22 protein-coding genes, 3 tRNA genes and 1 riboswitch are annotated in these 23,833 nt (G+C 60.6%); of the genes, 10 read left to right on the top strand and 15 right to left on the bottom strand.

Annotated elements, in window-relative coordinates; all coding sequences use genetic code 11:
- Positions 1-221 precede the first annotated feature (221 nt).
- A complete protein-coding gene (locus ACFZPT_RS20300) occupies positions 222-1,100 on the bottom strand; it encodes a hypothetical protein (RefSeq protein WP_143506432.1) in 879 nt (292 codons plus the stop codon).
- A 1,360-nt stretch (positions 1,101-2,460) separates the two neighbouring features.
- The gene (locus ACFZPT_RS20295; protein ID WP_034114463.1) at positions 2,461-3,021 is read right to left on the bottom strand and encodes a hypothetical protein; all 561 of its coding nucleotides are present in this window, start codon (positions 3,019-3,021) and stop codon (positions 2,461-2,463) included.
- 333 nt (positions 3,022-3,354) lie between these two features.
- Here ACFZPT_RS20295 and ACFZPT_RS20290 point away from each other — a divergent pair, with 333 nt between their 5' ends.
- Positions 3,355-3,588, top strand: a complete 234-nt coding sequence (locus ACFZPT_RS20290) for a hypothetical protein (protein ID WP_034099224.1) — start codon at positions 3,355-3,357, stop codon at positions 3,586-3,588.
- Here the strand turns inward: ACFZPT_RS20290 and ACFZPT_RS20285 are convergent.
- Entirely contained in the window at positions 3,585-3,824 is a 240-nt protein-coding gene (locus ACFZPT_RS20285; protein WP_034099222.1) for a DUF6124 family protein, read from the bottom strand. The two genes, ACFZPT_RS20290 and ACFZPT_RS20285, sit on opposite strands and share 4 nt — an antisense overlap.
- Positions 3,825-4,182: 358 nt before the next feature.
- Positions 4,183-4,788, bottom strand: a complete 606-nt coding sequence (locus tag ACFZPT_RS20280) for a hypothetical protein (protein WP_047882081.1) — start codon at positions 4,786-4,788, stop codon at positions 4,183-4,185.
- Between the two features lie 133 nt (positions 4,789-4,921).
- On the opposite strand from ACFZPT_RS20280, the gene ACFZPT_RS20275 reads away from it, so the two are divergent.
- Positions 4,922-5,494, top strand: coding sequence for a nucleotidyltransferase family protein (locus ACFZPT_RS20275; RefSeq protein WP_034114461.1), 573 nt, complete (start codon positions 4,922-4,924; stop codon positions 5,492-5,494).
- Here ACFZPT_RS20275 and chrA read toward each other — a convergent pair.
- Positions 5,483-6,682, bottom strand: a complete 1,200-nt coding sequence (gene chrA, locus ACFZPT_RS20270; RefSeq protein WP_034114459.1) for a chromate efflux transporter — start codon at positions 6,680-6,682, stop codon at positions 5,483-5,485. The two genes, ACFZPT_RS20275 and chrA, sit on opposite strands and share 12 nt — an antisense overlap.
- A 186-nt stretch (positions 6,683-6,868) precedes the next feature.
- On the opposite strand from chrA, the gene ACFZPT_RS20265 reads away from it, so the two are divergent.
- Together ACFZPT_RS20265 and ACFZPT_RS20260 are read left to right on the top strand one after the other, a co-directional pair.
- On the top strand, positions 6,869-7,309 hold the full coding sequence (locus tag ACFZPT_RS20265; RefSeq protein WP_034099216.1) for a TspO/MBR family protein: 441 nt from the start codon (positions 6,869-6,871) through the stop codon (positions 7,307-7,309).
- Positions 7,309-8,253: an alpha/beta hydrolase gene (locus ACFZPT_RS20260; protein ID WP_034114456.1), complete on the top strand. Its 945-nt coding sequence runs from the start codon at positions 7,309-7,311 to the stop codon at positions 8,251-8,253. The genes ACFZPT_RS20265 and ACFZPT_RS20260 overlap by 1 nt, the downstream gene beginning before the upstream one ends.
- 413 nt (positions 8,254-8,666) lie before the next feature.
- On the opposite strand, the gene ACFZPT_RS20255 is transcribed toward ACFZPT_RS20260, so the two are convergent.
- The 8 genes from ACFZPT_RS20255 to ACFZPT_RS20220 form a co-directional block, all read right to left on the bottom strand.
- Positions 8,667-9,170 carry a GNAT family N-acetyltransferase gene (locus tag ACFZPT_RS20255; RefSeq protein WP_034099849.1) on the bottom strand — a complete coding sequence of 168 codons (504 nt, stop codon included), beginning with the start codon at positions 9,168-9,170 and terminating at the stop codon, positions 8,667-8,669.
- Positions 9,171-9,284: 114 nt separating this feature from the next.
- Positions 9,285-10,049 carry an ABC transporter ATP-binding protein gene (locus ACFZPT_RS20250; protein ID WP_034099212.1) on the bottom strand — a complete coding sequence of 255 codons (765 nt, stop codon included), beginning with the start codon at positions 10,047-10,049 and terminating at the stop codon, positions 9,285-9,287.
- Positions 10,046-11,050 carry an iron ABC transporter permease gene (locus tag ACFZPT_RS20245; protein WP_169869018.1) on the bottom strand — a complete coding sequence of 335 codons (1,005 nt, stop codon included), beginning with the start codon at positions 11,048-11,050 and terminating at the stop codon, positions 10,046-10,048. The genes ACFZPT_RS20250 and ACFZPT_RS20245 overlap by 4 nt, the downstream gene beginning before the upstream one ends.
- Positions 11,051-11,058: 8 nt before the next feature.
- Positions 11,059-12,069, bottom strand: a complete 1,011-nt coding sequence (locus ACFZPT_RS20240; RefSeq protein ID WP_034114455.1) for an ABC transporter substrate-binding protein — start codon at positions 12,067-12,069, stop codon at positions 11,059-11,061.
- Positions 12,070-12,186: 117 nt separating this feature from the next.
- Positions 12,187-12,380: riboswitch (cobalamin riboswitch) on the bottom strand.
- A gap of 36 nt (positions 12,381-12,416) precedes the next feature.
- Positions 12,417-13,346 carry a DNA/RNA non-specific endonuclease gene (locus ACFZPT_RS20235; protein ID WP_034114453.1) on the bottom strand — a complete coding sequence of 310 codons (930 nt, stop codon included), beginning with the start codon at positions 13,344-13,346 and terminating at the stop codon, positions 12,417-12,419.
- A 96-nt stretch (positions 13,347-13,442) separates the two neighbouring features.
- Positions 13,443-13,805: a response regulator gene (locus ACFZPT_RS20230; protein WP_034099201.1), complete on the bottom strand. Its 363-nt coding sequence runs from the start codon at positions 13,803-13,805 to the stop codon at positions 13,443-13,445.
- Positions 13,806-13,828: 23 nt separating this feature from the next.
- Entirely contained in the window at positions 13,829-15,271 is a 1,443-nt protein-coding gene (locus ACFZPT_RS20225; RefSeq protein ID WP_034099199.1) for an ATPase domain-containing protein, read from the bottom strand.
- A 73-nt stretch (positions 15,272-15,344) separates the two neighbouring features.
- Complete coding sequence (locus tag ACFZPT_RS20220; protein ID WP_034114451.1) at positions 15,345-16,736, bottom strand: aldehyde dehydrogenase family protein; 1,392 nt, start codon at positions 16,734-16,736, stop codon at positions 15,345-15,347.
- A gap of 103 nt (positions 16,737-16,839) precedes the next feature.
- Here ACFZPT_RS20220 and ACFZPT_RS20215 point away from each other — a divergent pair, with 103 nt between their 5' ends.
- Complete coding sequence (locus ACFZPT_RS20215) at positions 16,840-17,712, top strand: LysR family transcriptional regulator (RefSeq protein ID WP_034099848.1); 873 nt, start codon at positions 16,840-16,842, stop codon at positions 17,710-17,712.
- A gap of 48 nt (positions 17,713-17,760) precedes the next feature.
- Here ACFZPT_RS20215 and ACFZPT_RS20210 read toward each other — a convergent pair whose 3' ends face one another.
- Positions 17,761-17,973 carry a hypothetical protein gene (locus ACFZPT_RS20210; protein WP_034099195.1) on the bottom strand — a complete coding sequence of 71 codons (213 nt, stop codon included), beginning with the start codon at positions 17,971-17,973 and terminating at the stop codon, positions 17,761-17,763.
- A 97-nt stretch (positions 17,974-18,070) separates the two neighbouring features.
- A complete protein-coding gene (locus tag ACFZPT_RS20205) occupies positions 18,071-19,267 on the bottom strand; it encodes an amino acid aminotransferase (RefSeq protein ID WP_034114449.1) in 1,197 nt (398 codons plus the stop codon).
- 343 nt (positions 19,268-19,610) lie between these two features.
- On the opposite strand from ACFZPT_RS20205, the gene uvrB reads away from it, so the two are divergent.
- The 5 genes from uvrB (at position 19,611) to ACFZPT_RS20180 (ending at position 23,799) form a co-directional block, all read left to right on the top strand.
- Positions 19,611-21,626: an excinuclease ABC subunit UvrB gene (gene uvrB / locus ACFZPT_RS20200; RefSeq protein WP_034099192.1), complete on the top strand. Its 2,016-nt coding sequence runs from the start codon at positions 19,611-19,613 to the stop codon at positions 21,624-21,626.
- Between the two features lie 188 nt (positions 21,627-21,814).
- A complete protein-coding gene (gene gltX / locus ACFZPT_RS20195; RefSeq protein ID WP_034114447.1) occupies positions 21,815-23,296 on the top strand; it encodes a glutamate--tRNA ligase in 1,482 nt (493 codons plus the stop codon).
- A gap of 147 nt (positions 23,297-23,443) precedes the next feature.
- Positions 23,444-23,519 (top strand) — tRNA-Ala (locus tag ACFZPT_RS20190).
- A 78-nt stretch (positions 23,520-23,597) separates the two neighbouring features.
- Positions 23,598-23,673 (top strand) — tRNA-Glu (locus ACFZPT_RS20185).
- Positions 23,674-23,723: 50 nt separating this feature from the next.
- A tRNA-Ala gene (locus ACFZPT_RS20180) sits at positions 23,724-23,799 on the top strand.
- The last annotated feature ends 34 nt before the right edge of the window (positions 23,800-23,833 follow it).

Here is a 23,833-nt window from a genome sequence, read left to right as displayed (position 1 = left end):
TCGTGGCAAATACGTGGCCAATCGACTCGCCTGGCTGCGCTGGGCTGAGGCATCCACGATACGGAAGTGTTTTTACATACTCTGGGCCGATTGCTGCCCGTCACCAGCGCAGAAATCGGCCAATTGCAGACCTTGGATGTGTCTGAAAAACTGAGGGCGATTCACCTTGCGCAAGGTGTTGCCACAGGAACGCCATCGCAGAAGACACTAAAGTGAGGGCCTTACTCGGAGTATTTCCCCACATGGTTTTTCCACGGTAAGTAGTCCACGAAAACCACGCGATGGGTTACCCCGTTTTCCCCTACACGAAACCCAGGCATTTGTTGCAAATCCAGCTGCAAGCACTGAGTTGCAAGTACCTTTTGTAACGCAGGATCCGGATGAAAATATTCAGGACGGAAATAGTGTTTTTTAAGCGTCACATCGCAACTTGCGACTTGGCCCTTTACGTTGGCAGTGAATTCGAAGCGAGCTCTGCCGAACGCATTTATTGATTGCTTGGCCACCACGTTGTCCCAGAAAAAACGGCTTTCAGCATCAGTTCTCTGGTGCCCCCGTTCGTAATCAGAAATAGGTGAGGTATTACCAGAAGCTATCAAAGGTGCGATGACCTCGAGCGTGCCATCAGCTGGATTCTGGAGACCTTCCGGGATGCTATTCCAGCTACTGCTCCAGCACACATCCATGACGAGATTCGTAAAGCCTGGTGGAGCTCCAGCGTCACTTGGCTGCGCCTCGCAGAGCAATACGTCACCTTGCTGATTGAGCTTCATCCGCAACTTCACGCTGCCTTGCATCCCCTCGCCATTTGCCCAGAACACACTTCGAGCCAAGGTAGAGCGCAAAACCCTGAGATAACGTCTTGCTTCGAGACGTTTGATTTCTTCTGGGGTTAGGTAACTTGGAGCGGATTTACCATCGCTATCGATCCAGGAATCTATTCGCTGCTCAGGTGTTAACTGGCGGCAACCAGAGAGAGCCACTAAGCCTGTTAATAACAGCAGCGCGGAGGTTAGCCGACAATCGGCCCGGGATGTCATTTTAATGGTCGACACTCTTTCGTTCCTTGATATGACAAAAATCGCCATTTTACCTTGCATGCCAGACCACCGGACATTGCAACTCGATTTTTCGCCGGCCGATTGCTGCCTGTCGTGAAAGGCTCCATTCGACCCATTGCGGTCCATCACGATCAGCGGCAGTTGGATCACGAGTCGAACGGTGAAACTGAACAACGCTATTTTTTACAACCGGCTGAGTTGCCCGCTTGAAGTAATCAGAGCTCTGAGCCGCTGAATTTTCCTGATGCAATACATTCTAAAAAAATTCTTTGTTCTGGTTTAAGAAGTTTGCGTGGCGTATAGCCGTGCTCATCAGGCTCCCTTAGCCACCTTGCCAAACCTCGGCTCGCGGATTCCTTGAGATTGTCCGCAGGGATTGAGTCATAAGGGAAAAAATCTGGACTGATGGGAAAGCCCTCATCCTACGCCCGCATGGCCCCTACTGACAGCTATCGGCCCAGAGTGTGTAAAATCGCTTCGCCAAAATTGAAGTGTGCGCGTCTACGTTAAATCTGAAATTTATCAGCACATCTGTAGATATGGATTTCACGTAGAAACGCGATTTCCGGTGCGGTTTGGAGTACCTGACGCGCTCAAAAACGTTTTTACACAGTCTGGGCCAGAAGCGGACGCTGGCCCGAGCCCTCTCTGCAAGGACCTGGTGGTCAGAATGAGTGGAAGTTATAACAAGTAGACATATGATCTTCCTACAAAATGAGATTCGATTCAGACCTATGATTCTTCAATATCCACCGGTGTGACCAGAGTACGGAATGATGATAAGTGATTCAGATTTGGCCGAAATGGTTCCTTCAGCGCTAACGGGTGTAACTGTCGGGATCGGTTCGCAGATCCTGCTTTTTGGTGATATGGCTAGCGGGTTAATTCAGTGTCCATTCGTCAGTGATATGCTCTCGCCGGTACCTTCAATGCAGGCTACCTAGCTTATGATTTGGAGTCACTTAATCACCGCTCATTTAATCGCTGAAACAAGAGAACTTTCAGCGTCACCGCGTTGGCAAAATCCAGACGCCCCTGGATCCGCGCAAGTAGTAGAGTTGAGCACGCGCCTTAGTTCTCCAAAGGAGTACAGTGCCTTCCGAGATACCCCTGAAGGCGACTATTTGCTGTATGTAATCGAGGCATACGAGGATGCCATGAATAATGATTGGCTTCCTTATGAAATCATCGGCCTTCCACTTGAGCGGGCACGGGAATTTATCACGCAAGTCGCAAGTGAGTTGGCGTCGGGCCCGACACCTCACTTCATTCCAAACATTAGGGCAGTTTATTCAATACTCTCTGCTCTCTAAATCGACGCGACATATCTGATCTAAAGAGCTGCTTCTGGCCGATTTATGCCGTTCGTGACGGGCAGCAACCGGCCAAAAGCAGCCTCTCAACGCGTGGCACATTGACCTCTGCGAAGAAAATCTTTAAGCGCCGCCTGATAGAGCGTCAATGGCTGATTGCCCGTATTGAGAAGTGCAAACGGAATCATCGTGAGATGTGAAAACGACGTGGAGTTTATCGAGTAGGTTTTCTGCCTGCAAAAGCGCTGGTCCTTATTCAATATAAAATCAAACTTGAAAAGGTTTGTCCGCGTACACCAACTGGGGAACAAACCCAGACTCAGCCCCGTCAAGTAATCTTGTCCGCAAGCGCCGCCAGATGAGAACTCCGAGATCTTTATTTCTAATGCTGGCAGGCTCGGGGCGGCAAGGCTGGAGTTCTTATCCTGCGCACCGGGAATAACGTTGAGTGTCGCTGCGTATGCGTCCTTGCCGAAGCGACTGTCTTTCCATGGAGAATTTATTGCGTAACTGAAGCTGGAGACAATTTCTTGTGTTTCGGGTTCAACGGGTTCGTTGATTGTCGGCTGGGACGAATAAGATGTGCAGCTGCAACAGAGTATAGCAATGCCGACAAACACAAACCCGTTGGCTATTAAACGACGCATACTTAGTTTTCCCTAACTATCAATTATCCAACATACCTGTCACTTAATGCCGTATAGCATCTTATCCACACGCCGGACGGCTGAATCAGCATAACAGGACAGACTGTACGCGCGCACTTCGGGAGAGAGAAAAGGCCGCCGCCATGCTCTCTTTACCCCAACCCAGTGTGAACCCGCGAACGTTGAAGGCAAACGCTGAACGACAACACCTGCCCAAGCTGTCCAGCGGCTTCTATTGGCCGAAACCGGCCCATCACGCCCGCAATCGGTCTACCATGCACGCCCCGGCAGTGGTTCCACGCGCTACCGTTCTTTTCCTCAATAGGTACCGCAATGTCCATCGAGCACATTTCCCTCCCCAAAGGCGTCGGCCCGCAGGCCGCCAAGCTTCTTGACGCCATTACCGGCGCCGCCACCCATGAAGAACTCAACCGCGCCGGGGGTAAAGCCGAAGGGTTTGTGCTTGGGCTGGAAGCCAGCAAAGCGATCAAGAGCCAGGTCGCCGAGTCGTTGTATGTGGCTTACGACGACGCGGCGAGCCATCGGGCGGATGAGTTGAAAGGTTAAGCCGAGCAGGGCGCTTCGCGGTCGAGGAGGCGGGCGGTGAGCAGTACGCCGAGTTCGCTCAGTTGGTGAATGGCCAGGGCGATGTCGCGGTGTTTGCCGCTGAGGTCTTCGGACAGGTCGAGCAGCAGCGTGCTGACGCTGGTGAAAGTTTCGTAGCTGTTGGTGATGAGGCTTTCGGTGCTGGCGTCGGGGGTGACGCTAAAAAGAGGGGGTGAATCTGGCGTGACTTTGTACATACAAGATATCCCGAATGATGCCGTCACCTTGTCGCTACTAAACGATGGGTGGCAGCTGTACGCAGGTTAGTAGACCGGTGGATATCTAAAGCCGGCGCGCCCGGAGGCGCCCTACGCACAGCCACCATCAAGTTCAGACGCAATGTCTGAATGATGTAACTCATGCACTCTTCGATACCCAACTCAGGCTACTAAACCCGGTCCCTGAGAAATTCAGCGACCGGGCAACCTTAGAGACGGCCACCCCAGCGCACAAGCCGGCGGATTCTGACGCAGGCGTAGGCAAGGGAGCAAGGCGTCGCTGGCTATTCGGATTTAGCCTTCAGACGATTTTCGCCAACACCTCCAAGCTCTACGGTCAGAACCCCTGGCTGACACTGACCCCACGCATGATGAAAAACCGTGGGTCGATCAGCTGTAGGCCCTGCTCACCTTTCACGCGGCCGACCGTCACGTGGTAGGTCTTGGGCGCTTCGGAAAGGTTTTCCGGATGGCGTGTGAGTTTTGCCAGGGCCGGGGTTTTAGCCCAGGCGGCCACGGGCATCTGGCGGATGTCTAGGGTGACCACCCAGGATTTGTCCACGGCGGCGCCCATCGGGTCAGGGTTGGGGCTGACATCCTTGATCTTGGCAATTTCGTAGCCTTGGGAATAACAGAAGCCCGGCGCTTGTTCGGTGTAGGCCGTGCGACCGGATTCGGTGAGGCTGTAGGTTTTGTCGCTTTTGGCCAGAAGGCCGGCGTCGACCAGGGCGTCGAACGCCGGTGCGTTGCCGCTGGAAACGCCGGCGCTGAAGCTCTCGCTCAAGGTCACCGGGAAGCTCTTGAACATTGGCGCGCTGATGCAGGCAGGGCCTTGCAGCCGGGGTTGCAGCGCCGTTTGGATGTCCGTGTCGGACGGGCTGTCGCTGCAGGCGGTGAGCAGCAGGGCGCTGGCAGTGGCGAGGGCCATGGCGTTGAGTCGCATCGTTTTATCCTTGACGATTGAGGGCATGTCGGCACTGAGACTGTCACATTGAGTAAATGTTTCCGCCATTTACGACGGTGCATTATTGTGGCCGCCTTCGCCCGAATAAGCAGCGCCGTTCGCAGGAGCGCCCATGACATTGACCGTCGACACGTTTATCTCCCTGGCCATGGCCAACCCCCTCAATGCCGAAATCACTGCACGCCTACCCGACCTGGGTGTGGCGCAGTGCATGCTTACGGCGGGCTGCCTGTTCCAGGCGGTGTGGAACCATCAGGCGAATCGACCGGCCGATCACGGCGTAAAGGATTACGACGTTTTTTACTTCGACCCAGACCTGTCCTACGAGGCTGAGGACCGGGTGATTCGGGCGGCGCAGGGGTTGTTCAAGGACTTGGGGGTGAGTGTCGAGGTCAGGAATCAGGCGCGGGTTCACTTGTGGTATGGCCAGCGTTTCGGTCGGCCTTACCCCCAGTTGCACTCGGCCCGCGACGGCGTGGATCGTTACTTGGTGGCCGGCACCTGCATCGCTTTGGAGGTGGCGACGGGCGAGTTGTATGCGCCTTACGGGTTGCAGGATGTGGCCGAGGGCGTGCTGCGCATCAACCCGTTGCACTCGGAACCGGCGTTGTTTGCGCAAAAGGCCCTTAGTTATCAGGCGCGCTGGCCCTGGCTCAGAATCGTCGCGCCCGGTTCAGCCGAGTAGGCCACCCAGCACGGCGCAACCTGCCACCACCAGCCACGGCGGCAGCTTCCAGGTCATCAGGGCGACGAGTGCGAGTAACGCTAGGGCGAAGTCGTACAGATTGAAGATCGCGCTGGTCCACACAGGGTGGTACAGCGCCGCCAGCAACAGGCCGACCACCGCCGCGTTGACCCCCGCCAACGCGGCCTGGGTGCGGGGGCTGTGGCGCAGGCTCTGCCAGAAGGGCAGCGCGCCGAAGATCAGTAAAAACGACGGCGCGAAGATTGCCAGCAGGCACACCACGCCGCCGATCCAGCCGTTGGGGGGCGCATGCATCGAGGCGCCGAGGAAAGCGGCAAAGGTGAAGAGTGGGCCGGGCACGGCTTGTGCGGCACCGTAGCCGGCGAGGAATACGTCGTTGCTCAGCCATTGCGGCGCCACCACTTCAGCTTGCAACAACGGCAGCACCACATGGCCACCGCCGAACACCAAGGCGCCGCTGCGGTAGAAGGCGTCCACCAGCGCCAGGCTGTGATGGGGCAGCCCCTGCGCCAGCGCCGGCAGGCCCACCAGCAGTACGGCAAACAGCAGCAACCACAGGGCCCCGGCGCGTCGGCTGAGGGGGATGGGCAGTGCGTCGGGCGCAGCGGCCAGTGCAGGTTTGAATAGCACCAGGCCGGCCAATCCAGCGGCGGCAATCACGCCCACCTGCGCCCACGCCGAGGGTTGCCACAGTACTGCTGCGGCCGCGAGCAGCATCAGCAGCACCCGCGCTACGCCCCGGCACAGGCTGCGCGCCATGCCCCACACGGCTTGGGCGACCACTGCCACCGCGACCACCTTGAGGCCATGCAGCACACCGGCGGGCACGGCCGTACCGTAGTGGGCCAAGCCCAGGGCAAACAGGATCAGCAGCAATGCCGACGGCAATGTGAACCCGGCCCACGCCGCCGCCGCGCCGCCATAACCGGCGCGGGTCAGGCCCAGGGCGATGCCGACCTGGCTGCTGGCCGGGCCGGGCAAAAACTGGCACAGGGCGACCAATTCCGCGTAGCTGCGCTCGCTCAGCCAGCGCCGCCGGGTCACGAACTCATGGCGAAAATACGCCAGGTGCGCAATTGGGCCGCCAAACGAGGTGAGCCCCAGGCGCAGGAAAATCAGGAACACCGCCCAGGGGCTGCTGTGTCGATCGCTGATGGGGTCGGTCAAGATTGGGCCCTCGGGCGGGTGGAGTGAAGGCACGGTAACCAATTTTAATGACGGCTGAAAGCGAGGGGTCCGACGCGAATTTCAGACCTGCATTGAATTTATGCGCGCTTGCTTGAGTCATTTGAAACATGCAGACCGCTTGGTTTTCTTTCCACTCGCCCCGCTGACTTCAGCCAAGGACCGACGATGACCTTCTTTATCTTCCTGCTCGCCTGCGCCGCCGCCGCCAGTACCGGCATCATTTTCAAGCCTGGCGCGTGGTACGACTCCCTGGTCAAACCGAGCTTTACACCGCCCAATTGGTTGTTCCCGGTGGCGTGGACGATCATCTATCTGCTGCTGGCCTGGGCTGGTTACCGCTTGAGCCTGATCCCCGGCAGCCAGATGGTATTGGCGCTGTGGGCGGCGCAGATTGCCTTGAATACCTTGTGGACCCCGGTGTTTTTCGGCGCCCACCGGCTGTTGGCGGGCATGGTGATTATCGTGCTGCTGTGGCTTACCGTCGCCGCGATGGTGGTGCTGGCCGTGCGCCTGGACCTGCTCACCGGTTTGATGCTGTTCCCGTACCTGGCGTGGCTGTGTGTGGCGGCGGCGTTGAATTTTTCGATCTTGCGTAATAACCGCTGATGGCCCTGCAGCCATGGCCCGCCAGTGCGACCGAACTGGCCCAGATGCGCCGCTTCAACCAGAAGCTGGGGTGGATGCCGCGCTTCAAGATCCGCAATCGCGTGACGCCGCGCGTGTTGCAGACGTTGTTGCGCATCAGCCAGAAAATCAAGAAAGGCCCAGCCGCTGAAACCCGCTTGATTCGCCAGGACGGCATTCAAGTGCCGGTGCGCATCCTGCGTCCCAGCGGCACACCCAAGGGCGTGGTGCTGGATATCCACGGCGGCGGCTGGGTGATCGGCAACGCGCAAATGGACGACGACCTCAACTTGGGCATGGTGCGCGCCTGCGACGTGATAGTGGTGTCGGTGGACTATCGGTTGGCGGTCGACACGCCGGTCCAGGGCCTGATGCAGGACTGCCTGGCCGCCGCGCGCTGGCTGCTCGGTGAGCCGGAGTTTGCCGGGTTGCCGGTGATCGTTGTCGGCGAATCGGCCGGTGGGCACCTGGCGACCGCGACATTGCTCGCGCTGAAACAATGGCCGGCGCTGCTCCAACGGATCAGCGGCGCGGTGTTGTACTACGGCGTCTACGACCTCACCGGCAGCCCCAGCGTGCGGGCGGCAGGCCCCGATACGTTGCTGCTGGACGGGCCGGGCATGGTCGACGCGCTGCGCTTGCTGACCCCGGGACTGAGTGACGAGCAGCGTCGGCAGCCACCGTTATCGCCGCTGTTTGGTGAGGTGGAGGGAATGCCGCCGGCCTTGATGTTTGTCGGCGAGCTGGACCCGCTGCTGGACGATACGCGGTTGCTCGCCGAGCGCTGGCCCCTGGCAGAGGCGCACTTGCTGCCGGAATCGGCCCACGGGTTTATCCACTTTCCAGTGGCCATGGCGGATGCGGTATTGGCGTATAGCCGACGGTGGATCAGCGGTTGCCTCACTGGTGAACAGTCTTCGCGCTAACACAGCGCATCACATCGACAGTGGGCCTGACGACTCTTTTCGTGGTGAGCGGGCTTGCCCTAATGCCAGTCAGTTAAGGACTCAGTGAGTGATTTTCTGCGCTAGGCTGAGGACGGTTTCGCATGCCGCAAACTGCGCGGTAGTACGCCGTTTGATCCAGCCAGGCGATGACTATCAAAGGTGGGAGGGGGCTTGCCCCCGATTGCGGTGGGTCGGTGGCAGATGGGCTGACTGACCCACTGCTATCGGGGGCAAGTCGAATCGTCGCACCGCCCCTCCCACATTTTGAGCCGGTTGTTCCAGTTAATACTGAGTAGGCCGTATAGATTCGCATACTGGCTCTGATTTTTTAGTCATTGCCCATCTCGCCTTAACTGGCTGGCATTAGGGCAAGCCCGCTCACCTGCCTGGACTTACAACCGCCGTTGCATATGAGTGGTCTGCCAGACCGGGTCTGACTCGATATCCACCACTTCAAAGCCCTGGCGTCTCCAGAAATCAATCGCCCCCGGCAGAAACGGGTGAGTGTGCAGGTACATCATCTGCACTTCATCGGCTCGGGCCTGTGCCTCCAGCGCCCGATACAGCCTGCTTGCCAGGCCAAAGCCACGGAACGCCGGCAGCACGTACAGGCGCACCACTTCCACGGTGTTCAGGCCTCGGTAGTTCAACTGGGGAAAACGTCCGTCGTAGGGGAGGTAGCCGATGGCGGCAACGATCGCACCGGCTTTACGCACGATCATGAATTGACCTCCACCCTGAAGGTACGTTGCTTCGAAACTCGCTAGATCGGCGGGTAGACCGGCGGCGCTGAGGGACGGAAACAACTCGGCGCGGGCCTGCAGGACGAAGGTCAGTACATCGGGGATGTCGGCGGTGGTTATCGCTGTTGGTGTAAGAGTGAGTGCCGGCAGCATCGTGGTGCTTTTATCAAGTTTCACAGGGTGTCCTTGACTGGTTGAGCTGAGATAGAGAACTGGAAAATTACTCGTCTACGCAGGCTGAATCCGCCCCACGCCCTGGCTGTCTGATCAGTTGGGCCGCAACCGCAGTATTTGCGCCCCATCGAACGGGTCGGTCAGGTAGTGCGCCTGCACGCCAAAGGTGTCTTGCAGGCGTTGCGGGGTGAGCACCTCCAGCGGTTTGCCCAGCGCCACCAGCCGCCCGCGATCCAGCACGGCGAGGCGGTCGCAGGTCAGGGCCTGGTTGAGGTCATGCAGGGCGATCAGGCTGGTCACCGGTAGCGCTTGCACGCCTTTAAGGATCGCCAGTTGGTGCTGGATGTCCAGGTGATTGGTCGGTTCGTCCAGCAGGAGGATCCGGGGCCGTTGCGCCAGGGCGCGGGCGATGTGTACGCGTTGGCGTTCACCGCCGGAAAGGCTGCGCCAGGCGCGCTGGCTCAGGTGGGTGGCGTCCACGTCGACGAGGGCCTGGCGCACGATGGCGTCGTCCTCGGCGCACCATGGGCTCAGCGCCGACAGCCAGGGTGTGCGCCCCAGGGCCACGGCGTCGAACACGCGGATGGCGTCGTCGGTGTCGGCCTGTTGTTCCACCACCGCCAGTTGCTGGGCGATGGCGCGGCGCGACAGGTCGTGCAAGCGCTGCTCGCCCAAGCGCACTTCGCCGCTGGCCGGCGGGCGCAGGCCGGCGAGCAGCTTGAGCAGGGTGGATTTGCCCGAGCCGTTCGGGCCTACGATGCCCAGGGTTTCTCCCTGGGCCACCTGCAGATCGATCCCGCGCAGCAGCTCGGCGTCGCGCACTTTGAAGCCCAGGTTGGTGCAGCTCAACACCGTCATCGCGCGTTTCTCCGGCCGATCAGGATCAGCGCAAACACCGGCGCGCCCACCAGCGCCGTGACCACGCCGACTGGAATCACCTGGCCCTTGATCAAGGTGCGCGACAGCACATCGGCGGCGATCAGAAACAGCGCGCCGCCCAACGCACTGGCCGGCAGCAGGCGCGAGTGCCCGGTGCCCAGCAACAGGCGCACGGCGTGGGGGATCACCAGGCCGACAAAACCGATGGAGCCCACAATCGACACCATCACCGCCGTGACCAGCGCCGCGCAGCCCACCAGCACGATCTGCACTCGCCGCACCGGGATGCCCAGGGATGCCGCCGAGTCGCTGCCGAAGGTAAACGCATCCAGCGCGCGACGGTGCCACAGGCATACCGCCAACCCCAACAGCGCCACCGGCACCGCCAGCCACACCGATGGCCAGCGCACGCCGCTGAGGTTGCCCAGCAGCCAGAACAGAATGCCGCGCGCCTGTTCGGAGCTGGCCGACTTGGTGATCAGGTAGGCGGTGAGGGCGTTGAACAACTGCGAGCCGGCAATGCCCGCCAGGATGATCTGGCCGGTGCCGCTGGACGAACCGCTGGCCCGCGCGAGCAGGATCACCAGGGCAAACGCCGCCATCGCGCCGACGAATGCGCCGGCCGACAGCGACACCAGCCCGCCACCCACGCCCATCAGCGCCACCAGCACCGCGCCGGTCGAGGCGCCGGCGCTGATGCCCAGCAAATACGGATCGGCCAGCGGATTGCGCAGCAACGATTGCAGGATCACCCCGCAAGTGGCCAGCCCGGCACCGCAGGCGGCGGCGACCAGGGCGCGAGTCAGGCGGTAGTTCCACACCACGCCCTCGTCGATGGGGTCGAGCACATAACCGGCGTGCCACAGTTTGTTGGCGAGCACCTGCAACACCACCTGGGGTTCGATGGCGGTTTCGCCGATGGCCACCCCGGCGAGTACGGCAGCGAGCAGCAGCGCCAGGGCGAGGAGGGTGCGTAGCAGACTGGCGGTCATTGCGGCAGGTCGTAGCCGTCGATGGCGCTGGCCAGTTGTTCCAGGCCATCGAAGGTGCGCACGCTGGCCTGCAAGGCCAGGGCGTCGAGGATGATGATGCGGTTATGTTTGACCGCGTCCATGTTGCGCGTGACCGGGTCGCTGCGCAGGAAAGCGAGTTTCTTTTCGTGGTCGTCGGCGGGGTAGCGGCGGCGGTCCATGCGGGCGATTACCAGAAAGGTCGGGTTGGCCTTGGCGATGGTTTCCCAGCCGACGGCCGGCCACTCTTCGTCGGACTGCACCACGTTGCGCAGGCCGAGGGTCTCCAGCATGAATTCAGGCACGCCTTTATGGCCGGCCACGTACGGGTCGCTGGCCATCTCGGAGCTGGAGAACCACACCAGCGCACTGGCCTGCTTGAGACCCTTGCCCTGCGCCGTGGCGACGGCCTTGGCCAGGCGCGCCTTGAGGCTGTCGTTCAGTTGTTGGCCGCGATCCTGGACGTCGAAAATGGCTGCCAGTTGGCTGATGCTTTTGTAGATGGTGTCGATGCGAAACGGCTCCAGCCGCGTGCCGTCGGCGCCCACCAGGTTGTCCTTGCCTTCGCAATCGGAGGGCAGCAGGTAAGTGGGGATGTTCAGCTCATGAAACTGCTCGCGTGTGCCCACCACGCCTTGGGGGCCGACCACCCATTCCAGCTCGGCGGCCACCAGTTGCGGGCGCTTGGCGATCACGGCTTCGAAGCTCGGTTCGTTATTGGCCAGGCGCTCGATGGTGTCGTTCTGCGCCTTGAACTGCGGCAACACCGGGTTGAACCACAGCGAGGTGCCGACCACTTTGTCGCCTACACCGAGGGTGTAAAGCATCTCGGTGGCGGTCTGGCCGATGGTCACACTGCGCGCGGGGGCCTGGGCAAAGGTCAGCGTGCTGCCGCAGTTCTGCACCGTCAGCGGGTAGTGAGTGGGCGCGGCGTGAGCCAGGGTGGCCAGGCCGAAACTGGCGAGCAGGGCGGTAGCGCGTGGCAGCATGGGGCGTTCTCCGTGTGGACCGTACGTGCGACTGGGGAGCTACGGTCATGGAAACACGCCCTTGAACACCGCCGCCAAGGGCCGGGCAAGGAAGTCCTTCCCGGACACCCCGCCGGTTAGTGATGTTGCTGGGCCGGCAGGTCTCCTGACTGATGCGTCGTCGCCTCGCTCCAGCCTTCCCGGACGCGTCCAGTGGCAGTGGGGAGCAGGCTCGGCACCTACAGTTGCGGGGGCAGTTCCGATTGGCGCGGCGTACCGCGCTTCGGATTCCCTATTAGTCCCGTTCGGGAACCGGCGCGGTATGGTAGTCGATCAGGGCGAGGCGATATAGCCCGAAGAACGCCCGGTCATAGACGAATGTCTTGCGGGCCCCGGATGAGTGCCTCAATCCGCGTGCCGGTAGCGCGCTCTTCGTTGCTGAAGCCGTCGTAGTCAGCCAGGTTGGCGAAGCGAATGCCGGTCAACTGTTCAATTTGCAGCACGCTGCGCCGGTAGGTCCTGAGTGGGCCGAAGATCAGGTCGAGCTGCCCCAGCTCGCGGCTTTGATCGATCATGTAGGCACTGGCCGAGGGTTTGCCGTCATCGCCCAGGTAAGCCACCACTTTCCAGAATGCCTTGGGGATTTTCACGCCACGGTACACGCGGTCATCATCGGCGAACACCGGGCCGCTGAACACGGTGGCGCGGGCTTGCCAGCGTTGGGTGTTATCCAGGATGTAGTCTTCCAGCTCCAGCCAGGTCTTCTGGTTGAACCCGCTCATTTGCGGCGAACAGTTGGTGAAATGGAAGGTATCGACATTGGCGGTGGCGGCCTGCTCGCCCCAGTTGGGGGCTTGGCGCCGTACCAGGTGGCCGCGGTCCAGGCCGTTGTTGGTGTAGAGCGCTTCGCCCACCTGCGCGCTGATCGGCAGGCGACCGTCGTAGGCCCAGGTGTCATTGCTGCGGGTAATGTCTACGTGCTTGGCGCCATCGATATTGACGCCCACGTAGAGCGCCAGTCGCCGCGAGCGCGACATCGTTATCGAAAAGTGCGTGTAGTCCAGGCGCAGTGGTTCCACATCATCCTGCAACGCCTCGTCTGTAGTGGGCCAAGGCACGACGAAGCGGCTGAGAAAATCCGTAGCGTACCCTTGGCGGTCCTGCAGATCCTTGGCGGCGGTCACCCGTGGGGTTGCTGCCCGGGCTTCCAGCAGACTCGCGCTTGGCGCGATCAGTGGGCGCAGATCGGCCAGGCGCGGGCGATGGGACAAATCGATAGGGGGATTGCGGGCTGGCATGGGGTGTTCCTCTCGGTCCTTGAATACACACCAGTGCAGCATAGGCTCATGACAATTTCAGCCTGGTCGCTATCGCGATTGTCAGGGCAGCGCTTGTCACGTCGCCGCCAGCAGCCTTCTCACTTCGGCGACGATCAGATCGATCTTGAAGGGCTTGGCCAGCACGGCGTCAAACAGGTCCGAGCGCTCCATACCGATGTGCGCCTGCGCGCCGCTCATCAGGATGATCGGCAGGTGATTGACGCTCGGCAGGGCGCGCACCGCTTCGGCGAGTTGTTGACCGTCCATCACCGGCATCATGAAGTCTGTGATGATCAGCGACGGGCGTTCGCGCTCCAGCACGTCCAGTGCCTTGCGTCCGTTGCTCGCTGTGACGACCATGAACCCCTCATCCTCCAGCGCGAAGCCAAGGATGTCGGCGATCAGATATTCGTCATCGACGACCAGGATGGTGGTCATGTCAGTCCAACCCACACAAAGACTTAAAAAGCTGAACCAGGCAGCGCTGAATTGGACACCACTGAGGGGGCATTTCTTGAAACCTTTCTTAGATCAACGGCTTGGTCGCGGATGACCACTTCCAGGAGCGAGGGGTCATAGAAGCTGTCTCTGACCTTAAGAATGGAAAGCGTCCTTCTAAGTTCAGACTGAATCTCGAAGAAACGCATCAACATCAAGTTGTCGGCAATGCTCGACAGCTCGGATGCCGGTGAACTGACCTCGGAACCGAACAGATCGTGCATTTCCCAGGTCGCGAATACCGTGACGCCACGGGCGCGCAGTTCGTTCATCAGCGCGCTGTAGAAATCGGTGATGCGCGCCGGGTTGGTGGACACGCGGGTCATGCCGCTGAGGCTGTCGATAAACAGACGCTTGATGCCTTTTTCTTCCACCAGGCCCAGCAGACGCGCGCCCAGACCGTCGAGCAAACCTTCGGTGGTGGGCTGCCAGGCGATGCTCAGGGCGCCGCTGTCCTGCATCTGTTGCAAGTCGATGCCGAGGGACAGGCCCTTGAGTTGCAGGCGCTGCGGGCTTTCGTAAAAGCCGAAGTGCAGACCCGGCGCGTCCACCGTGGACTCGGACAAAAACTTGAGGCCCAAAGTGGTCTTGCCGATGCCCGACGGGCCCATCACCAGGGTCACGCTGGAGCTGTGCAGGCCGCCGCCGAGAATCGCGTCCAGTGAAGTGATGCCGCTGGGGATGCGCGTCAGGTCGGCGCTGTCCGGTGCGGAAGGGCGGCCATAGAGGCTTTCCAGGCGCGGGTACACCACCAGGCCGTCGTTGGTGATTTCGCATTCGTGCAGGCCGGTGAGCGCGCCGCTGCCGCGGGTCTTGCGCAATTGGATACGGCGGACCGAGCGGGTGCCGAACAGTTCTTCGCCCATTTCGATCACGCCGTCGACCATGGTGTGTTCTGGGCTGCCGTCGTCCAATCGCGAGCTGGTCAGAAACAGCACGGTGCAACCGGCGAAGGCGGCATGGCCTTGCAGTTCGGAGATGAATTTTTTCGTGTCGATGGGTGAGTCAGCTTTGGAGCGCGCATTGAGCAGGCCGTCCACCACCATGACGGTAGCCTTTTGCCGACTGATTTCGCGCCGGAGCAACTTCACCACCTCGTCGAGACCTTCGTTTTCCAGGGTGTCGAAGGCGCTGACGAATTGGATTTCGGCGCCGACGCGGGAGGCATCGAAAAAGCTCAGGGTGGACAGAAACTGGAAAAGGCGGTCGTGGGATTCCGCCAGCAACGTAGCGACCAAGACACGGCCGCCGTTGCGCGCATGATGAAACCCCAGCTGGTTGGCGAGGATGGTTTTACCGGAGCCGGGGCGCCCCTGGATGATATAGGACGCCCCAGACACCAGCCCTCCCTTGAGCAGAGCATCCAGCCCTTCGATTCCGCTTTGAAGGCGATTTAGCTTTTCCACAGTGCGATCCTGACCCTAAAAACATGCTGTTAAGCCGAGTGGACAGGATGCTAACGCCATTTGTTCAATGGGGCTACTTACGATCCAGCCACACCGTCTGTGCATTACAGAACTCTCGTACGCCAAAGTGCGACAACTCGCGGCCGAACCCGCTCTTTTTCACACCGCCAAAAGCGACGCGCGGATCGGAAACGCTGAACGCATTGACGAAGATACCGCCAGTCTCCAGTTGGTCGGCGATCTGGCGCGCCTTGGCCGGATCCTCGGTGAAAATGCTGGCGGTGAGGCCGAACTCGCTGTCATTGGCCAGGGCCACGGCGTGGTCGGCATCGCGGGCAGTGATGATCGAGGCTACCGGGCCAAACAGTTCTTGTTTGAAGGAGGTCATCTGGTCGGTGACATCCGCCAGGACCGTCGGCTGATAATAGTTGCCGGCCCCCTCGACTTTGTCGCCGCCCAGCAGCAGGGTGGCGCCTTCGTTCAGGGTCGCCTGGACTTGCCCATACAGTTCGTCGCGCAGGTCGAAGCGCGCCATCGGGCCGACGTAAGTGCTGTCGGCGGTCGGGTCGCCCATGACCAGGGCGCGAGTGGCTTCGACGAACTTCGCGGTGAAGGCTTTTGCCACCCCTTCCTCAATGATCAGGCGCTTGGCGGCGGCGCAGACCTGGCCGCTGTTCTGGAAGCGGCCGATGACGGCGGCCTGCACGGCGGCGTCGAGGTCGGCGTCGTTGAGCACGATAAATGGGTCGGAGCCGCCCAGTTCCAGCACACATTTTTTCAGCGCGGCGCCGGCCTGTGAGCCGATGGCGATGCCGGCCCGCACACTGCCGGTGAGGGTGACGGCGGCGATGCGTGGGTCAGCGATGGCGTTGGACACGCCATCCTGGGTCACGTTGAGCACTTCGAACAGGCCATCAGGGAAACCGGCTTGCTGGAACGCTGCTTTGATCAGGTACGCGCAGCCCATCACATTCGGCGCGTGCTTGAGCACGTAGGTATTGCCAGCGAGCAAAGTCGGCACGGCACCGCGCAGCACCTGCCAGACCGGGAAGTTCCACGGCATCACGGCGAGGATCGGCCCCAGCGGGCGGTACTCGATGTGCGCCGTGCCGTTGTCCACCAAGGTCGGTTCCGGGACGAGCATGGCCGGGCCGTGGGCGGCGTACCACTCGCTGAGTTGGGCGCATTTTTCGATTTCGGCACGGGCCTGGGCAATGGGTTTGCCCATTTCCAGGGTGATCATCTGCGCCATGGCTTCGGCCTGCTCGCGCAGAGCAGTGGCCAGGGCCAGCAGCAGCTCGGCACGCTGGCAGACCGGCTGGCGACGCCAAGTGCGGAACGCCCGGGTAGCGCGATCAAGCGCCGCGTCCAGTTGCGGTGCGGTTTCGTAAGGGTAGCTGCCGACGGTTTCGCCGCTGGCCGGGTTGATCGAGAGGGCGTGGGTCTGGGAAGTGATTGCGTTCATGGCGCCGTCCTGCTGAATGGGAGGAATGGGTTCAGCGTACGGGGCTGGCTCTTTTCTGAGAACTGAATAATATTGAGCGATACATTCACGAATGGAGAATGACTTGGATCTGGTGCAGTTGGAAATCTTCAAGGCCGTGGCCGAGCAGGGCAGTATCAGTGCCGCGGCACAGCTGATCCATCGGGTGCCGTCGAACCTGACCACGCGCATCAAGCAGTTGGAGCAGGACTTGGGCGTCGAGTTGTTTATTCGCGAGAAGAGCCGTTTGCGCTTGTCGCCGGCTGGGTGGAATTTCCTCGGCTATGCGCGGCGCATTCTCGATCTGGTGCAAGAGGCTCGCGCCACGGTGGCGGGGGAGGAGCCCCAGGGCGCGTTCGCCCTGGGCTCGCTGGAAAGTACGGCGGCGGTGCGCATCCCAGCCTTGCTGGCGGCCTATAACCAGAAGCACGCCAAGGTCGAGTTGGACCTGAGCACCGGGCCATCGGGCACTATGATCGAAGGTGTGCTGTCGGGGCGCCTGACGGCCGCGTTTGTCGACGGGCCGGTGTTGCACTCGACCCTGGAAGGTGTGGCGGTGTTCGAGGAAGAGATGGTGGTGATCGCGCCGCTGCACCACGCGCCGATCACCCGAGGGCAAGACGTGAATGGCGAGAACATCTATACGTTCCGCTCCAATTGCTCTTACCGGCATCACTTTGAGCGCTGGTTTTCCCAGGATGGCGCGGTGCCGGGCAAAATCTTCGAAATCGAGTCGTACCACGGTATGTTGGCGTGCGTCAGTGCCGGTGCCGGGCTGGCGTTGATGCCGCGCAGCATGCTGGAAAGCATGCCGGGGTCGGCGGCGGTGAGTGTGTGGCCGCTGGCCGATACCTTCCGCTTATTGAATACCTGGCTGATCTGGCGGCGTGGCACGGTGTCGCAGAGTTTGAACAGCTTTGTGAAGCTGCTGGAGGAGGGCGGCCTGGTTGCCGCCTGAGTTATCGATAGGGGAGTGGATTTGCCCTCTCCCACATGTTGGTCTTCATCAGCCGCCGAACTGGAAGGTGCCCATGGCCAATTTCGCCATGATCGCCGTTGCCCCCAGTTGCACCAGCCACAGTGCCAAACCACCGAGGAACACACCGAGCGCCACTTGCAGCACCAGGCTTTTTTCACGCTTGGGGTGGTGGGTGGCACGCGGGGGGAAGGGGTCCATGTCGTCGGGGTCGGCGCGCAGGTCCAAGTCATCGTTTCGCATAGGGCTCTCACAGCAAAGGGGCGGTGGGGTTCAGTCTAGGGGCTGGATACGAAAAAGGGGAAGCCATCGGCTTCCCCTCCTTATGCAACCAGCAGGTTTACAGGACCTGAACGATTGCCTTTGTGACCGCATCGATGTTGGCCTGGTTCAACGCTGCCACGCAGATCCGCCCGGTATCCAACGCATAAATACCGAACTCGGTGCGCAGGCGGGTAACTTGCTCAACGGTCAGGCCGGAGTAGGAGAACATCCCGCGCTGGCGGCCGACGAAGCTGAAGTCGTGGCCCGGTGCAGCCTTGGCCAGTTCGGCGACCATCTGCTCACGCATGCCACGGATGCGCAGGCGCATTTCGGCCAGTTCGGCTTCCCACTGAGCACGCAGCTCCGGGTTGTTGAGTACCGCCGCGACGATGGCCGCGCCGTGGGTCGGTGGGTTGGAGTAGTTGGTGCGGATCACACGCTTGACCTGGGACAGGATGCGCGCGCTTTCTTCCTTGGACTCGCTGACGATCGACAGCGCGCCTACGCGCTCGCCATACAGCGAGAACGACTTGGAGAACGAGCTGGACACAAAGAAGGTCAGGCCCGACTCGGCGAACAGGCGCACGGCGGCGGCGTCTTCGTCGATGCCATCGCCAAAGCCTTGGTAGGCCATGTCGAGGAACGGCACCAGGTTTTTGGCCTTGACCACGTCCAAGACTTTTTGCCAGTCGGCCGGGCTCAGGTCGACGCCGGTCGGGTTGTGACAGCAGGCGTGCAGCACCACGATGGACTGCGGCGGCAGGGCGTTGAGGTCTTCGAACAGGCCGGCACGGTTTACGTCGTGGGTGGCGGCATCGTAGTAGCGATAGTTCTGCACCGGGAAACCGGCGGTTTCGAACAGCGCGCGGTGGTTTTCCCAGCTCGGGTCGCTGATGGCCACCACGGCGTCAGGCAGCAGCTGCTTGAGGAAGTCTGCGCCGATCTTCAGCGCGCCGGTGCCGCCAACGGCTTGCACGGTGACCACCCGCTCAGCGCTGAGCAATGGCGATGCTTGACCGAACAGCAGGGTCTGCACGGCCTTGTCGTAGGCGGCGATACCATCGATCGGCAAGTACCCGCGAGCGGCATGTTGCGCCACGCGAATGGCTTCCGCTTCGGCAACGGCACGCAAGAGTGGAATCTTCCCCTCCTCGTTGCAGTAAACGCCTACGCCAAGGTTGACCTTGGTGGTTCGGGTGTCGGCGTTGAATGCTTCGTTGAGGCCCAGGATTGGATCGCGTGGTGCCATTTCGACAGCGGAGAACAGGCTCATTTTTGCGGCAGCTCTATGGGGGGTAGGAGGGACGTGTCGCGCTCCAGCCGAATGCACTAGAGCGGTGCACAAACGGGGAGCTAGTATAGAGGCCATCATCGCCGAGGGCGACCACCGAAACGGCTTTTCGGCCAAGTTTTTCGGTTTATTTACCGACCGTTAGTCATATTGCAACCTTGATCGAAAACCCAGGGTCAGACGATTGCCTTGAAAGCCGTCACATTCGCCTCCACTTGTATGGCTATCATGATTATTTCCTACGGCCCGCTCTGTATTTTCGCGGGTGGTGGTCTATTTCTTCCCCGACCGCTTTACAGTCTGGGGTGACTTCAAGAGGTACGTTATGTCGGATTTCCAACTAGTCACCCGCTTCGAACCCGCCGGCGATCAGCCCGAGGCCATTCGCCAGATGGTCGAAGGCATTGAAGCCGGCCTGGCCCACCAGACGCTGCTCGGGGTGACCGGTTCAGGCAAGACCTTCAGCATCGCCAACGTCATCGCCCAGGTGAACCGCCCGACCCTGGTGCTGGCGCCGAATAAAACCCTGGCCGCGCAGTTGTATGGCGAGTTCAAGGCGTTTTTTCCGAACAACGCGGTGGAGTACTTCGTTTCCTACTACGACTACTACCAGCCCGAAGCCTACGTGCCGTCCTCCGATACCTTTATCGAGAAGGACGCCTCGATCAACGACCATATCGAGCAGATGCGCCTGTCCGCGACCAAGGCGCTGCTGGAGCGCAAGGACGCAATCATCGTTACCACGGTGTCGTGCATCTACGGCTTGGGCAGCCCGGAAACCTATCTGAAGATGGTGCTGCACGTCGATCGCGGCGACAAACTCGACCAGCGCGAGCTGCTGCGTCGTTTGGCGAGCCTGCAATACACCCGCAACGACATGGACTTCGCCCGGGCCACCTTCCGCGTGCGCGGCGATGTGATTGATATTTACCCGGCCGAATCGGACCTGGAGGCGATCCGCATCGAGCTGTTCGACGATGAAGTCGAGAGCCTGTCGGCGTTCGATCCGTTGACCGGCGAGGTAATTCGCAAACTGCCGCGCTTCACCTTCTATCCGAAAAGCCACTATGTGACGCCCCGCGAAACCCTGATGGGCGCGATTGAGGGCATCAAAGTCGAATTGGCCGAACGCTTGGAATACCTGCGCGCCAACAATAAGCTGGTGGAAGCCCAGCGCCTGGAACAGCGCACCCGCTTCGACCTGGAGATGATCCTGGAGCTGGGTTACTGCAACGGCATCGAAAACTACTCGCGTTACCTCTCAGGCCGCGAGTCCGGCGCGCCGCCGCCGACCCTCTATGACTACCTGCCGCCGGATGCGCTGCTGGTGATCGATGAATCCCACGTCAGCGTGCCGCAGGTGGGCGCGATGTATAAGGGTGACCGTTCGCGCAAGGAAACCCTGGTGGAATACGGTTTCCGCCTGCCGTCGGCGCTGGATAACCGGCCGATGCGCTTCGATGAGTGGGAGGCCATCAGCCCGCAGACGATTTTTGTCTCGGCAACGCCTGGCAACTACGAAGCCGAGCATGCCGGGCGGGTGATCGAGCAGTTGGTGCGTCCCACCGGCCTGGTGGACCCGGAAATCGAAATCCGCCCGGCGCTGACCCAGGTCGACGACCTGCTGTCGGAAATCAACAAGCGCGTGGCCCTGGAAGAGCGGGTGCTGGTCACTACGCTGACCAAACGCATGTCCGAAGACTTGACCGACTACCTGGCCGACCACGGCGTGCGTGTGCGCTACCTGCACTCGGACATCGACACCGTGGAGCGCGTGGAGATCATCCGCGATCTGCGCTTGGGCACCTTTGATGTGCTGGTGGGCATCAACCTGCTGCGCGAAGGCCTGGACATGCCGGAAGTGTCGCTGGTGGCGATCCTGGATGCAGATAAAGAAGGCTTCCTGCGCTCCGAGCGTTCGCTGATCCAGACCATCGGCCGCGCGGCGCGTAACCTCAATGGTCGTGCGATTTTGTACGCGGACCGTATCACCGGTTCCATGGAGCGGGCGATCGGCGAGACCGAGCGTCGTCGCGACAAGCAAATTGCCTTCAACCTCGAACATGGCATCACGCCCAAAGGTGTGTTCAAGGACGTTGCCGACATCATGGAAGGCGCCACCGTGCCCGGCTCGCGCAGCAAGAAGCGCAAGGGCATGGCCAAGGCCGCGGAGGAGAGTGCCAAGTACGAAAACGAACTGCGCTCGCCGAGTGAAATCACCAAGCGGATTCGGCAGTTGGAAGAGAAGATGTACCAGTTGGCGCGCGACCTGGAGTTTGAAGCGGCGGCGCAGACGCGTGACGAGATTGGCAAGTTGCGTGAGCGATTGCTGGCGGTTTGATCTGCGCTGAATTGACTGGCCTTATCGGGGGCAAGCCCCCTCTCACAGTTGAAATGTGTTCACAGATCCAAGTGTGGGAGGGGGCTTGCCCCCGATAGCCGCGCCGCGGTTTTCCAGAAAACCCCCTGGGCTGTTACCATTCGCCCCTTGTTTCAATTTTCAGTTATATCGCCCATTCGAGACCTGCCATGACCACCGTCCGCACGCGCATCGCGCCATCGCCCACTGGGGATCCCCACGTCGGTACCGCTTACATCGCCTTGTTCAACTACTGCTTCGCCAAGCAGCACGGCGGTGAATTCATTCTGCGGATCGAAGACACCGATCAACTGCGCTCCACCCGCGAGTCGGAGCAGCAGATTTTCGATGCGCTGCGCTGGTTGGGCATTACCTGGGCCGAAGGCCCGGACGTGGGCGGCCCCCACGGCCCGTATCGCCAGAGCGAGCGCAGCGACATCTACAAGCAGTACACCCAGCAACTGGTCGACATGGGGCATGCGTTCCCATGCTTCTGCACCGCCGAAGAACTCGACCAGATGCGCGCCGAACAACAGGCCCGGGGCGAAACGCCGCGCTACGACGGTCGCGCGCTGTTGCTATCCAAAGAAGAAGTGGCACGTCGCCTGGCTGCCGGCGAACCCCATGTGATCCGCATGAAGGTGCCGAGCGAAGGCGTGTGTGTGGTGCCGGACATGCTGCGCGGTGACGTCGAGATCCCGTGGGACCGCATGGACATGCAGGTGCTGATGAAGACCGACGGCCTGCCCACGTACTTCCTGGCCAACGTGGTCGACGACCACCTGATGGGCATCACCCATGTGCTGCGCGGCGAAGAATGGCTGCCGTCGGCGCCGAAGCTGATCCTGCTCTACGAATACTTCGGCTGGGAGCAACCGCAACTGTGCTACATGCCGCTGTTGCGTAACCCGGACAAGAGCAAGTTGTCCAAACGCAAGAACCCGACTTCGGTGACCTTCTACGAGCGCATGGGCTTTATGCCCGAAGCGATGCTCAATTACCTGGGTCGCATGGGCTGGTCGATGCCGGACGAGCGCGAGAAGTTCTCGCTGCAGGAGATGGTCGACAACTTCGACTTGTCCCGTGTGTCGCTGGGTGGGCCGATCTTCGATATCGAAAAGCTGTCGTGGCTCAACGGCCAATGGCTGCGTGACTTGCCGGTGGAAGAATTCGCCAGCCGTGTGCAGCAGTGGGCGTTGAACCCTGAATACATGATGAAGATCGCACCGCTGGTGCAGGGCAGGGTGGAGACCTTCAGCCAGGTCGCGCCGTTGGCCAGTTTCTTCTTTGCGGGGGGCGTGAACCCGGATCCGAAGCTGTTTGAATCCAAGAAGCTCTCGGGTGATCAGGTTCGCCAGTTGATGCAGTTGATCCTGTGGAAACTGGAAAGCCTGCGTCAGTGGGAGAAGGACGCCATCACCGCGACGATTCAGGCGGTGGTCGAGTCCCTGGAGTTGAAACTGCGCGACGCCATGCCGCTGATGTTTGCGGCGATCACGGGGCAGGCCAGTTCGGTGTCGGTGCTTGATGCGATGGAAATTCTCGGCCCTGACCTGACGCGTTTCCGTCTGCGCCAAGCGCTTGATTTGCTGGGTGGTGTGTCGAAGAAAGAAAACAAAGAGTGGGAAAAGCTGCTGGGCACTATCGCTTAAGCACGCGGTTGTAACGACGAAACCCCGGTTTTCCGGGGTTTCGTCGGTAAGTGATTGTTATCCCGGCAAAAAATTTTGGAAATTGTTGAAAATAAATTTGACACGTTTCCAAACCGCCATTAAGATTCGCCCCGTCCTCACCGATGAGGGGCTATAGCTCAGCTGGGAGAGCGCTTGCATGGCATGCAAGAGGTCAACGGTTCGATCCCGTTTAGCTCCACCAATTTGCAGGTTCAAGGTCTGGCCACACCGTCCTTGAATCGATCAGAACTCAGCTCTGATCCGTTGTACAGAAGGTTTTGTCCCCTTCGTCTAGTGGCCTAGGACACCGCCCTTTCACGGCGGTAACAGGGGTTCGAGTCCCCTAGGGGACGCCAGTTTCAACAAGCAGCTCGCAAGGTCTGCTGCGCCGCGAGGCGAAAAATCTGGGGCTATAGCTCAGCTGGGAGAGCGCTTGCATGGCATGCAAGAGGTCAACGGTTCGATCCCGTTTAGCTCCACCAATTTACAGGTTCAAGGTTCCGGCCACACCGTCCT

It is taken from the genome of Pseudomonas sp. MD330_10, assembly GCF_042610415.1.
GTDB classification, from domain to species: domain Bacteria; phylum Pseudomonadota; class Gammaproteobacteria; order Pseudomonadales; family Pseudomonadaceae; genus Aquipseudomonas; species Aquipseudomonas rhodesiae.
The sequence above is the reverse complement of the archived record's forward strand: the minus strand, read 5'-3'. Positions and strand labels throughout refer to the sequence as shown.